This window comes from Nocardia sp. NPDC004568 (assembly GCF_040609955.1).
Taxonomy (GTDB): domain Bacteria; phylum Actinomycetota; class Actinomycetes; order Mycobacteriales; family Mycobacteriaceae; genus Nocardia.
The window spans coordinates 1-12166 of record NZ_JBEXLL010000046.1; the positions used below are offsets into that span (position 1 = coordinate 1).

Below are 12166 nucleotides of genomic sequence, written 5' to 3' on the forward strand. Positions count from 1 at the left end.
AAAAATACGGGCACAGCTGGCGAACTTCGCCACCAGAGTCCTCGGCTCCCCCCGTACCGGGGTGATCGCCGAGCCCTGACCGAGAATCAGGCGACTTCCGATGGGCAGGACTTCTCATAAATGATCGTTTTTGGGGAGCTTCGGGTGGACGGGGGCCTCGTTGCGCGGGCACGGAAGTACGAAACCGTCGTGGACAGACCATCTGGCCGGGTAAGACCGGCACAAGGCGGTGTCCATCAACCGATGCATTTATGGACACTTACTGCGGCAATAATCGCTGCTCAGCGATGATTTAGGCGCGAATTTCGTCCAAGAACGCCCCATTGATGGATGACAGACTGGGCATGCCGTTTCGCCGGTGTGGGCCCAGTCGGTTCTCATGGAGGTCATCGGGACGCCAGGTCTGGTCGTAGAAGGCGGCCTCGGTGCCGTAGAGGCGTAGCGCGACGAGGAAGTGGCGACCGGGGATGGTTTTGATGTAGGCCGCGGCGGCGACGTCGGCGGGCTGTCGGGGGCCGAACCAGATGTCGATGGGGCCGTCGTTGTTGTGCGGGATGTCGTAGTAGCTGTTGGTCGAGGGGAGCAGCTGGTCGGTTTCGGGCATGGTGCCGTCGGTGATGTTGTAGGCGGTGGTCGCCCAGAACAGCCCGGCCGGCACGTCCACCGGCAGGTGCAGTTTGTAGGTGTGACTGCCGTGCAGGAATTCTCCGTCGGCGTCGTGGTAGCTGAACGGGTATTTCGATCCGGCGCCGGTGGAGTGGATGTTCATCGCGGGGCCGAGGAGTAGGCGTATTGGATGAAGCGTGCGCGGGTGTTGATGTCGAGGTAGGTGTCCTGCACCCATTCGGCGGTGCCGCCGGCCCAGGCGATCTGCCAGTGGCGGTCGTTGTAGTAGTAGTTGTGGTTGTCGTCGCGGCGAGCTGGGCCAGGGCGAGGATCATCCGCGGCGCGTCGGTCACGGCCCGTTCCAGCGCGGCGCGCTGCCAGTCGTCGGGCCGGAACGGCCGGCCTTTGATGATGCCGATCGAGGCCAGAACGCCGCGGGGTTCGGGCTCGATCGCGGAGGTCGGTTCGTAGTCGACGAACTCGGCGAGCTTGGTCCAGTAGGTGAAGTCGGTAGGGTACATCATGTTCAGGCGGCGGCCGCTGGCGTCGGGGAACTGCATGGCCGGCACGTCTTTCTCCGGTGTCCAGAGTGGAAAGACCCGGGTTCGTTCGGCAACCTCGAATCCCGCGGCCGGATCCGGGTGCCCGTCGCCTTCCCCCAGATCCGGATAGCTCATCGAGTAGATGACATCGGCGTTGGGTGTGGGAACCCTGTTACGCGAGTCCATCCGGTCCTTCCCGACCGGCAGGATGTTGTAGCCGCGGCCGAATGCCTCCTCGGACCCGTCGCGCATCCCGATCACATTCAAGGCGGGCTGCATGGTCATGTAAGCGTGGACCGCGCGCTGATAGAACAGCTCCGCACGCAGCGCCTCCTCCTCTACCGCTGGCAGCCAGTTCCTGCCGTTCAGTTGTCGCACCAGAGGTGAGGTGGTCTCCGGGTCGATCGCGTCGGTCGTGTTCGTGGACTCGGGCATGCCCGCCTCCGGTCGATGCGACGACAGCTACGGGACCCACACGGGGGTGGGCAACAGATCCGGCACCCGAAAAGTCACCCCCGGCCGCAGCGTCTCCTCCGCAGAAACACGCGCGGGTGCGACCGTCGTGGCCGGCGCCGTCTCAGCGAAGACACTGTTCATCAACCGATCTTGGGCTCAATCGGTCAGTGCATCACCGCGTGGATGATCATGTCGGCGTGGAGGGTTCGGTGCGGGACTACGGGTTGTCACCCGCTGGTCAGGACGAGTTGTGGAGACGGTGGCGGGCCGGTGAGTCGCTCAGTTCGATGTCGCGGTCACTCGGGATGCCGCTGCAGCATGTGCGCCGGTTCCTGGCTCAGACCGGAGAAGTCCGAAAGCGACCCCGAGTCCGTCAGGGCCGGCATCTGACGCTGGCCGAGCGTGAGGAGATCTCACGGGGCCTGGCTATGGGCTGCTCAGCGCGCATGATCGCGATGTCGCTGGGCGCTCGCCCTCGCACGAAGCGATCTACCTGGCACTGTTCGACCTGCGGCGCAGGGCGATCGACCGCACTCTGACACAGCGGTTACGCACCGGACGCCCGATGCGACACCCGAAACGAGCCCGCAAACCCGACGGGCGAGGCGTGATCCGAGAACTCGTGCCTATCAGCGAACGTCCGGCCGAGGTCGAAACCCGCCAAGTCGCCGGTCATTGGGAAGGTGATCTGGTGATGGGCTCGCGGCCGTCGGTGCTCGCCACGCTGGTGGAGCGGACCAGCCGGTTCACCGTCCTGGTGGCGCTGCCCGACGGCACCGAAGCCGCGCAGGTCACCCCGCACCTGACCCGGGTCCTGCTCGGTCTGCCCGCGTCGATGTGGCGGACCTTGACCTAAGACCGCGGCCGCGAGATCGCCGGCCACCGGGCGATTACCGCGGCGACGCAGGCACCGATCTACCTCTGCAAACCGCGCAGCCCCTGGCAGCGCGGCACCAACGAGAACACCAACCGACTGCTGCGCCAATACCTACCGAAGAGCGCTGAACCGCGCCGATTCGACCAGACCGATCTCGATGCCATCGCCTGCGAACTCAACCATCGACCCCGCAGGATCCACGGATACCGCAAGCCCTGCCGAGGTCTACGCTGAACACCTGAACAGCGGTGATGCACTGACCCTTTGAGACCGCCATCATTTCTTGAACACTCGGGCCGGGCCTCAGTTTCGCTTTCCAAGGACGAGGTCGAGTTGCTGGTCGACGAGTTCGAGGGCCAGCTCGGCTGTTCCGTGGCCTTGGATCATGCCTTGGGCTATCCCGGCGATCGCGGCCGCGATGAGTTCGGCGACGAGTTCGATCCGATTCACCGGCGGTTCGAGTTGGGGCGCTCGCCGGAGTTGGTCGGCGAGGATGGACACCAGAAGGTTCGATGCCGTGAGGGTTTCCTCGGGAGTGATCCCCTGGCCGGTGACCGATCCGGTGCCGAACGCGCCGAGAACGATGGTTTCCTCGCGACGCTGTTCGTCGAGAGGTAATAGCTCGGTCAGTACCGCGTGAATGGCCTCGCGGGGCATCACCTCACCCAAGGCGGTCCAGCGCTGCGCGAATCGGGTACCGACGTTCTCCATCACCGATCGGTGGGTCGCGAGCAGGAGATCCTTCTTGGTTCCGCAGTAGTACTGCACCAGGCTCACCGAGAAGCCGGCTTCGACAGCCACCGATTGGAAAGTGACGGCGTCCAGGCCGCCGCGGACGATGAGCCGCCGCACCGCGCTGGTGATCTGCCGCCGTCGCAGTTCGTGATCGACCAATCGTGGCACCGGCTCGCTCCTCGTCGCTGATATGCGGAACTTCCAGCTTCATAGTATGCCTGTATTATCTAACATAGTATGTACATACTATAAAAACTTGGAGGAGTGAACTCATGCCGAAACTCGGACGATTCACCAGCGACGAGGCGAAAGCCGACTTCCTGCGTATCTACGACTCGTGGGCGCAGCGGTGGCCGATCCCCTCGACCGTCCTCGACGTCGAAACATCGTTCGGGACGACACATGTACGTAAGTCCGGCAGCGGGAAGGGCGCCCCGGTCCTGCTGCTGCCCGGCACCTCGGGCAACGGACTGGTATGGCAGCGATTCATCGAGGACTTCGCCCGCGAACGCGTGGTGTACACACCGGATGTCATCGGGTGGCCCGGCCGCTGCGTGCAGACCGCACCCGTGCGCGACGGCGCCGACGTGGCGAAGTGGGTGATCGAGACCCTCGACGGTCTCGGCGAGAGCCGAGTCCACCTGGCCGGCAATTCGCTCGGTGCCTGGATGGCCACCATGGTCGGGGTCTACCACTCCGACCGCTTGGCCAGCCTCACCATGTTCGAACCCGGCGGGGCCACCTTCGCCAAACCGAAATGGAGCCTTCTGCTCAAATTCCTTGCCGCCGGCCTGCGTCCGACCCCCGAGCGAATGCGCAAACTCAACGCGTGGCTGACGCCCCGAGCCGAGCTCACCGACGAGGAGTTCGCGATGGCGATGGCGGCCTTGAAATTCCGGCCCGGCATGCCGTGGGACCGAGTCGTCACCGACGAAGAGCTGGCGGCCATCACCGCGCCGACGCTGGTGCTGTTCGGAGCCGAAACCGTCGTCAACGATCCCGAAGTCGGGGCAGCCCGCGCTCGGAAACACATTCCGACGGTCGACGTGCAGATCTACCCGGGCATCGGGCACGACCTGCTGTGGGCGAACCAAGAAGCGATCATTCCCCGCTTCCTGAACTTCGCCGACCACCACGATCCAGTTCGAAACTGACCACAGGATGCCCGAGACCCCCCTGCTGTCCGCGCCCGGAGGGGAGACGCGGACACGGCGACCAGTGTCCACAAAGACGTATTCATGAACAGTTCCTGGGCTCCATATATCGCTGACCAGCGTTGATGTCGACGCAGAGTGTCCAGGAATCCGAGCGGTGGAGTGCTCGGTGTAGGGGTCGGACCGGGCGCCCTGTGCGCATCCAATCGACCACCTTCCACCACGCGTAGTGGTCGAGGTAGCTGAAGGTGCGTTTGGACACCCCGTGCTGGAAATAGCCGCACCATCCCCGCAGGACAGGGTTGAGCCGGTGCAGCAGGTCGGCGAGCGTTCGATGCTTGTGTCGGCGCGTCACCATCCTGACCTTGTCGATCACCGACGCGAGCGCCTTCTTCGACGGCCAGGTGTAGACGTATTGCTTCGCCGTGCCTCTTTTGGTCTGCCGCTGGATGCGGAAACCCAGGAACTCGAACCCGTCATCGATGTGGCAGATCTTGGTCTTCTCCGCCGGCAAGCGCAAGCCCATCGGCGCGAGCACTGCCGCGACCTCGTCACGCAGCGCTTCGGTATCGGCCCGGCTGCCGTGGACCATGACGACGAAATCGTCTGCATAGCGGACGATCTTCATCGTGGCCCCACCGGCCCGGCGATACTTGGCGCGTGTCCAATACGGTCCGAGCGCTTCCCATTTGGCGGCGAAATGCTCGTCCAGAACGGACAAGGCGATATTGGCCAGCAGTGGTGACAAGATCCCGCCCTGCGGAGTTCCGGTGGCGTTGCTCCGGAAGGTCAGGTCCTTCGACAGGATTCCCGCCTTCAGAAACAACTTCACCAGGGCCAGAACCCGTTTGTCGGAGACTCTCGCCCGCATCCGCGCCATGAGCGCGGTGTGGTCGATCTCGTCGAAACACGCCTCGATGTCGCCCTCGAACACCCAGTGGTAGGCACGAGTGCCGCTGGCGAGGTAGTGAATCTCGGCGATCGACCTCGCCCATATCGAGGCGGCGAAAGCGTTGCGGCGCGGCAGCATCGGTGTCGTTCGACCGGCACCGGAACCCGAGATCGAGCAACGCAACCTGGGCGACTACGACACCGCACTCGGCATCGAAGGCGGGGTGGCGTGATGCCCGGCCGAACCAGAACCGCCCCGAAACCTCCACCACGACGCGCGATTTCGCTGCGGAACTGAGCTTTCTCACCCGAGCGTTGAAAGCGCCGTCGCTGCGCGAAGCCGCGCAACGGCTGCCCGAACGCGCCCGCGCCGAAAACTGGACCCACGAGGAGTTCCTCGTCGCCTGCCTGCAACGCGAGGTTTCCGCCCGCGAATCCCACGGCGGTGAAGGACGAATCCGCTCGGCCCGCTTCCCTCACCGCAAATCCCTCGAGGAGTTCGACTTCGGTCACGCTCGCGGCCCCAAACGCGACGTGATCGCGCACCTGGGCACCCTGGATTTCGTCACCGCGAAAGAGAACGTGGTATTCCTGGGGCCGCCCGGAACCGGCAAAACCCACCTCGCGATCGGACTGGCCATCCGAGCCTGCCAGGCCGGACACCGAGTCGCGTTCGCCACCGACACCGAATGGGTCTCCCGCCTGGCAGAAGCCCACCACACCGGCCGCCTGCAGGCCGAGCTGACCAAACTCGGCCGCTACCCACTACTGGTCGTCGACGAGGTCGGCTACATCCCGTTCGAGAACGAAGCCGCGAACCTGTTCTTCCAGCTCGTCTCGTCCCGCTACGAACGCGCCTCGCTGATCGTGACCAGCAACAAAGTGTTCGGCCGGTGGGGCGAGGTCTTCGGCGACGACGTCGTCGCCGCGGCCATGATCGACCGCCTCGTCCACCACGCCGAGGTCATCGCATTGAAAGGCGCCAGCTACCGGCTCAAGGACCGCGACCTCGGCCGCGTCCCCACCGCCGGCACAACTGAAGACTGAAACCACCAACCCAACCGGCCAAGTGGTCCAGATTGAACTTCCGTCAGATGGTCCGGCTGGGCATACCTCGCCGCAGCTCACACCGCACAGACCGACCTGTCACATCAACGAGGCTCAGCCAGGTGAAGAGAACTTCGAACATCGGCGCAGCCGACTTCGAACATCGACACGGGAAAGCCCAGGTCGGGCGAAAGCGGTGACTGTTCAAAAAACACGTCGTAAAGTCCAGTTGTTCAACAACCTCGGATCACCTTTTTATGTACGATTATCGGATGGCGGACACCGATGCGCTCGAACCACTCTCGCTCGATGGCAATGCCCTGGATCCGATCGGCGGAGGAGGAGCCCTGATCGGGTACGCCCGCGTCTCGACCCGCGACCAGAACCTCGATCGGCAAACCCGCGGGTTGAAGGCGGCCGGCTGCGAGAAGGTGTTCGCCGACAAGAAGTCCGGCAAGGACGTCGAGCGCGAACAGTTGTCGGCGTGCCTGGACTACATGCGCGCCGGCGACACCCTCGTCGTCGCTTCCCTGGATCGGCTCGGCCGATCCCTGCAGGACCTGATCTCGATCGTGGCCAATCTGCGCCGCCGCGGTATCGGGTTCCGGTCCCTGCACGAAGCCCTCGACACCACCACCCCCGGTGGCCGGCTGGTGTTCCACGTCTTCGCCGCCCTGGCCGAGTTCATCCGCGAACTGATCGTCGACGGTACCCACGAAGGCCTCGTCGCGGCCCGGGCCCGCGGGCAGCGCCTGGGCCGGCCACCGGCCATGAGCGAGGAGCAGGTCCGGCAGGCACGTGCGTTGTTGACTCGGCCGGATGAGTCGGTGTCCTCGATCGCGCGGCTGCTGGGGGTCTCGCGGACCACGCTGTACAAATACCTGCCCGAGCTCACCGCGGGGGCGAAGGCTATGTCGTAACGGCGTTGTGCCCGGCTGCGGCCGGCGATGAAGTTCTCGGACGCTCGTCAGTCGGGCCCTCCGCCGCCACCGCATCCGCCACTGTCTCCGCCACCGCATCCGCTGAAGCCACCATCGAAGCTACTGCTGCCACCGTGGTCAGATACGGATTCCCACCGGGGGGAGCCGTCAGTGGAACCGAGCGCCCGGCGAAGGCGCAGCACAGACGCGATATGGTGGGGGCTTTCGCTCAAGAGTTCGGCGATTTCCGCCACGCCCAAGCCTTCCTTGGTATGGAACTCTCTGATGACGTCGTCCATCTGCCACCTGTAGTGGGCCCGGTTCTCAGGCATGCGGGCGGCTTCGAGTTCAGCATCGATCGCGTCGGACTGCAAAAAGAAGTTCCGTCCAGAATGAGGGTCCGAGTAGGTGCTTTCAAATTCCCTACGTGCCCTGAATCGGGCAGCTTGGCGCTTCTCCAGGGACCAGGTATGCCGCTGGGGAAACAGGATTATCCGAAGCCACTTCCCGATCGCCCAAGTGCCAGGCTTCCATCCGATCGGACCCGGGAACCATGCCAGGAACTCTTCGTATGCCCGCGCCTCACCGTCGTCCTGCGCCTTGCGGAACTGCGCCCAGAGGAGCTTCCGTTCTCCGGTGAGCCGTTCGATCGCAGGCTCGTCCGGTTTCATTCTCCGAGGAGCATCAAGATTTTTGCGCGCCTCCTGGTAGCGCTCTCGAAGTTTGAGGGCACGGTACGACCATTCAGAGTCGTATTCGTATTCGTATTCGTCTTCGGTCACAAGTTTCATTCTCGACCCGCGCGCCTACTGAACCGTCCACTTATCTGGAGAGCAGCGGTGTCGTAGTCGGGGTCGGCTGCCCCGTAGCGTGCCGTAGGAGTCCGGACGGGCTGACTCGTGAACCGTCTGTCGCCTTCGCGGTTGACTTGCCCGCGATCTGTCTACCCGTCCGGTCTCCGTTCACGGTCTGACTCGACAGAGGTGTGACGACAAGCTGCTGTGAGAGGTTCTTGAAGTCGACATGTCGGCCGTAAATTCCCCATCCGATGAGACGAGGAACCGAATCCGATGATGCTGATCGGGATCGATCCGCACAAGTCCAGCCACACCGCGACAGCGGTCGATCCCACGACGAATTCCGACCTCGGATCGGTCCGTGTCGATGCGGGCTTTGCAGGCTATCGGCAGCTCCTGAAGTGGGCGCGGCGATGGCCCCAACGCCGGTGGGCCGTGGAGAACGCCGAGGGACTCGGCCACCACCTCGCGCTGTGGCTGGTTGCGATGGGCGAGATGGTCGTGGACGTGGCGCCGGCCGCGACAGCGCGGGTCCGGCAGCTTTCACGCGGCGGTCGCCGGAAGAATGACCGTATCGACGCTGCCGCGGCGGCTTGCGTCGCGGCGCTGCACGGGGATGCGCGTCCGGTGCACGCGGAAACTCCTGCCGACTCGCTGGCGCTACTCGACGAGCGTCGCAAGAACTCGTCCAGCAACAGGACTCGATCGGTGAACCAGCTTCCTGCGTTGCTGCGCGAGTTGTTGCCCGGCGGTGCGCCGACAGACCTGACTGCAACGAAAGCCGCCATTATCCTGCGCGGCCTGCGTGTGCGTTCGGCGAGGAGCAACCAGAAGCTTTTCGCCTCGTTCTTGTGCATGCTGGTCCGCCAGGTGTAGCCGGGGACCTGCTCACGAATCTCGGCCAGAGCCCGGGTGGCGATACCCCGCCCCCAGAGTCGTTCCCGGACGTCGATGCTGTCTATGTAGCCCCCATCGGCACTCGTGGCATATCCGGTAGCGCCGAGCAGTTGTTGGGCGCCGATGCCGTGCGGATCATGCTGGCGGCCGCCCTGAACCACCCCACACCCGACCGTGCACCCCTCGACGCGCGTGAGGTCGCCGCCCAGGTGGTGAGCCGGGTGGCCGAGACCCGGGCGACCTGGCAGATCAACCACCTGCGCGCCGAGACCGAACGCCGGATCCGGTGCCCGGCTGCAGGTGCGTAAACATCGCAATCATTAATAGGATTGCCGTAGGGTACGCCCATGGATTTCACGTTGGGTGCGACCGCCGCGAAGCTCCGCGGTGAGCTACGCCGGTTGATCGCCGACGAGGTCCCCGCCGACTACCTCGGCGCCTTCACCGACGATCCCGCGGACCTCGCCGTCGCCCAGCGTTTCTGCGCGACCCTGGCCGACCGCGGCCTGCTCTGCCTGGCCTGGCCCGCGGAGTTCGGCGGCCGCGGCGCGTCGATCTGGGAGCGGACCGTGGTCCGCGAATAGATGTGGGCGCAGCACGAACCCCGCGGCGCGCATTACATGGGCGTCAACTGGGTGGGGCCGACCATCATGCGGCACGGCACGCCGGAACAGCAGCGCACACACCTGCCCCCGATCGCGCGCGGCGAGGTCGTCTGGTGCCAGGGCTTCAGCGAACCCGAGGCGGATTCCGATCTGGCCTCGTTGCGCACCACCGCGCGCCCCGACGGCGACGGATGGGCCATTTCCGGCCAGAAGATCTGGACCTCCTACGCCTCCATGGCCCAGTGGTGCTTCCTGCTCGCGCGCACCTCGAACGCCGGGCGCAAACAGCATGGACTCACCGTTTTCCTGCTACCCATGACCGATCCGGGCATCACGGTCCGGCCGATCGCCTCCATGCTGGGGCCGCACCATCTCAACGAGGTCTTCTTCGACGGTGCGCGTGCCACCGAAGCCGATGTACTCGGCGAGGTGGACCAGGGCTGGTCGGTGGTTCAGGAAGTGCTGGCATTCGAACGTGTCGGCATCGCCCGCTACGCCCGTTGCGATCGGCTGCTGCACGCCGCGCCCGAGGTGCTCGGCGAGAGCTGGGACGAGATCCCGGAGACCCTGCGGGGACGCTGGGCTCGCATGCTCACCCGGTGCCGCCGCGCGCGGCTGCTCGCGTACTAGTGCTCCGACCGGAAGCGCGGCCACGACCGTCGTCGGTGGGGCGGCCGCCGGGGTGGAGAGCCGCCATCGGGTGGCGGCGCCGCGCCCGGCGCGCCTCCACGGCCATCGGCGATTCCGCGTCGATGACCGGATCGGCGCCGGAGTACCACCCCGGCCCGGGCAGTGGAGTCCGCGGTGGCGGCGCACCACCGCCGGGGTTGTCGCGGTCGGCGGAGGAGGACAGTGTGAGGACATCGAACAGGCCGGTCGAGGCCGCGCACCAGGTGCGGATCGAACTCGCTCCCGAGGCGCGCGAGTTCGGTCGCGAAGTGGTGCGCGCGCTGGGCGCGGCGGGCGGGGACGAGTTGGCGAGGCGGGCCGAACAGGACCCGCGTGACCGGCAGCGGCTGGTCGAACCCGTGCTCACCGGCCTCGGCGCCTGGGAACTGGCCCCGCGACGGGATGCCGTCGAATTGGAGGCGGCGGCCGCGCTGTGCCGCGGTGCCGGATGCTGGGCGACGCCCTACCCGGTGGCCGAACGACTGGCTCGGCCGGAGGGCCCGGACCACGACGGCCTGCTCCTGGTCGCGGGCACGGAGCCCGCGGCACCGGTGGCGGGACTGGATCTGCGTTGGGCGACCGTGACCGCCACCGGCGCACGGGGTTCCGCGCGACCGTTGCCGCCCGACGGCGCGGTCCGGGACTCGGTATTCGTCACCCCGCTCGAGATCCGGCCACTCGACGGTGACGGCAGTGCGGATCTCGCGCTCGCGCTGACCCTTCCGTGCTGGACACTGCTGGGAATGCTGGACCGGGCCCTGGAACTCGCTCGTACGCACGTGTCACTGCGCGAACAGTTCGGGCGGCCGCTGGCCCAGTTCCAGGGGGTACAGTTCCAGCTCACCGACGCCGAGGTCGAGCGGCGGGGAGTCGACCTGCTGGCCAGATACGCGCTGTGGAGTATCCAGACCGGTCGCCCGGAGGCGGTCGACGACGCGCTGGCGTTACGGCTGGCGGCGCTGGAGGCCGCCGATATCGTGTTCCGGACCGCGCACCAGTTGCACGGCGCGGTCGGGTTCTGCGAGGAGACCACGCTGTCGTGGCGGTCCCGCTACAGCCTGCCGCTGCGCCGGCTCCCGTTCGGCGCGGTGACCACCGAACAACTGTTGACCGGCCGCATCGGCCGGCGCGGCCTGGCGGGTCTGTTCTCCGATCCGGTGGGAGTGTGAGGCACCGTGCTATACGACCTGCCCGATGTGCTCACCGTCACCGCGGAGGGCCCGGTGCGCATCGTCACCATCGATCGGCCGGCGGAACTCAATGCCGTGAACGCCGACCTGCATCGGGCGCTGGCGCGGGTCTGGCGGCAGCTGGCCGCCGACCCCGAGGCGCGGGTGGTGATCCTCACCGGCGCCGGTCGAGCGTTCAGCGCGGGCGGTGACCTGGACTGGATCGCCTCCTTCGTGGACGACCCGGTGGCCCGGGACGAGAGCATCCGCGAGGGCGCGGAGATCATCGAGGAGTTGCTGCGCTTCCCCCTGCCGGTGATCGCCGCGGTGAACGGCCCGGCCGTGGGTCTGGGCGCGAGTATCGCGATCCTGTGCGATATCGTCCTGATCTCCGAACGCGCCCACCTGGCCGATCCGCATATCGCCGCGGGGCTGGCGGCCGGTGACGGGGGCGCGGCCCTCTGGCCGCTGCTCACCCCAGTTCTGCGTTCCCGTGAGTACCTGTACACCGGCGACCGGATCGATGCGGCCACCGCGGTGGATCTCGGTCTGGCCAGCCGGACCGTACCGCCGGAGGAACTGGCGGCCGCGGCCCGCGCACTGGCCGAGCGGCTGGCCGGGCTGCCGCAGCAGGCGCTCAGCAGTACCAAACGGGTGGTGAACATGTATCTTTCGCAGGCGCTGGCCGGTCCGCTGCAGGCCGGTTTCGTCGCCGAAGTTGGTGACCATGCAATCGGCCGACCACAAGACGCGGCTCGCGGCGCTGCGCGAGCGGGCACGCCGATGACGCGGCGGCGACCG

At 66.2% G+C, this 12166-nt stretch carries 10 protein-coding genes and 5 pseudogenes; 11 read left to right on the top strand and 4 right to left on the bottom strand.

The window, feature by feature from the left end:
* Positions 1-292: 292 nt before the first annotated feature.
* Positions 293-769 carry a DUF1214 domain-containing protein gene (locus tag ABZV91_RS20365; RefSeq protein WP_355243833.1) on the bottom strand — a complete coding sequence of 159 codons (477 nt, stop codon included), beginning with the start codon at positions 767-769 and terminating at the stop codon, positions 293-295.
* A gap of 1140 nt (positions 770-1909) precedes the next feature.
* Here ABZV91_RS20365 and ABZV91_RS20370 point away from each other — a divergent pair.
* Both ABZV91_RS20370 and ABZV91_RS20375 read left to right on the top strand, forming a co-directional pair.
* Positions 1910-2143: a helix-turn-helix domain-containing protein gene (locus ABZV91_RS20370; protein ID WP_355243961.1), complete on the top strand. Its 234-nt coding sequence runs from the start codon at positions 1910-1912 to the stop codon at positions 2141-2143.
* Positions 2038-2715: pseudogene (locus tag ABZV91_RS20375) on the top strand (IS30 family transposase). The gene ABZV91_RS20370 and the pseudogene ABZV91_RS20375 overlap by 106 nt, the downstream one beginning before the upstream one ends.
* A 69-nt stretch (positions 2716-2784) precedes the next feature.
* Here the strand turns inward: ABZV91_RS20375 and ABZV91_RS20380 are convergent.
* Entirely contained in the window at positions 2785-3384 is a 600-nt protein-coding gene (locus ABZV91_RS20380; RefSeq protein ID WP_355243836.1) for a TetR/AcrR family transcriptional regulator, read from the bottom strand.
* A 104-nt stretch (positions 3385-3488) separates the two neighbouring features.
* On the opposite strand from ABZV91_RS20380, the gene ABZV91_RS20385 reads away from it, so the two are divergent.
* On the top strand, positions 3489-4370 hold the full coding sequence (locus tag ABZV91_RS20385) for an alpha/beta hydrolase (RefSeq protein WP_355243839.1): 882 nt from the start codon (positions 3489-3491) through the stop codon (positions 4368-4370).
* Between the two features lie 82 nt (positions 4371-4452).
* Here ABZV91_RS20385 and ABZV91_RS20390 read toward each other — a convergent pair whose 3' ends face one another.
* Positions 4453-5400, bottom strand: coding sequence for a reverse transcriptase domain-containing protein (locus ABZV91_RS20390; protein WP_355243842.1), 948 nt, complete (start codon positions 5398-5400; stop codon positions 4453-4455).
* Between ABZV91_RS20390 and ABZV91_RS20395 the strand changes: the two are divergent.
* From ABZV91_RS20395 to ABZV91_RS20405, 3 genes and pseudogenes are all read left to right on the top strand, one after another.
* Positions 5363-5494, top strand: a pseudogene (locus ABZV91_RS20395) (IS21 family transposase); the annotation flags it as partial. The gene ABZV91_RS20390 and the pseudogene ABZV91_RS20395 sit on opposite strands and share 38 nt — an antisense overlap.
* A 25-nt stretch (positions 5495-5519) precedes the next feature.
* Positions 5520-6308, top strand: a pseudogene (gene istB, locus ABZV91_RS20400) (IS21-like element helper ATPase IstB); the annotation flags it as partial.
* Positions 6309-6580: 272 nt separating this feature from the next.
* Complete coding sequence (locus ABZV91_RS20405) at positions 6581-7228, top strand: recombinase family protein (RefSeq protein ID WP_355243845.1); 648 nt, start codon at positions 6581-6583, stop codon at positions 7226-7228.
* A gap of 47 nt (positions 7229-7275) precedes the next feature.
* Here the strand turns inward: ABZV91_RS20405 and ABZV91_RS20410 are convergent, their stop codons facing one another.
* Entirely contained in the window at positions 7276-8010 is a 735-nt protein-coding gene (locus ABZV91_RS20410) for a hypothetical protein (RefSeq protein WP_355243848.1), read from the bottom strand.
* Between the two features lie 288 nt (positions 8011-8298).
* Between ABZV91_RS20410 and ABZV91_RS20415 the strand changes: the two genes are divergently transcribed.
* The 5 genes and pseudogenes from ABZV91_RS20415 to ABZV91_RS20435 all read left to right on the top strand — a co-directional run bounded on the left by ABZV91_RS20415 (position 8299) and on the right by ABZV91_RS20435 (position 12152).
* Entirely contained in the window at positions 8299-8901 is a 603-nt protein-coding gene (locus tag ABZV91_RS20415) for a transposase (RefSeq protein WP_355243851.1), read from the top strand.
* A gap of 131 nt (positions 8902-9032) precedes the next feature.
* On the top strand, positions 9033-9230 hold the full coding sequence (locus ABZV91_RS20420; RefSeq protein ID WP_355243853.1) for a hypothetical protein: 198 nt from the start codon (positions 9033-9035) through the stop codon (positions 9228-9230).
* 39 nt (positions 9231-9269) lie between these two features.
* A pseudogene (locus ABZV91_RS20425) lies at positions 9270-10154 on the top strand (acyl-CoA dehydrogenase family protein); the annotation flags it as partial.
* Positions 10155-10420: 266 nt separating this feature from the next.
* On the top strand, positions 10421-11365 hold the full coding sequence (locus tag ABZV91_RS20430) for an acyl-CoA dehydrogenase family protein (protein ID WP_355243963.1): 945 nt from the start codon (positions 10421-10423) through the stop codon (positions 11363-11365).
* Positions 11366-11371: 6 nt separating this feature from the next.
* Positions 11372-12152: pseudogene (locus tag ABZV91_RS20435) on the top strand (enoyl-CoA hydratase/isomerase family protein).
* The last annotated feature ends 14 nt before the right edge of the window (positions 12153-12166 follow it).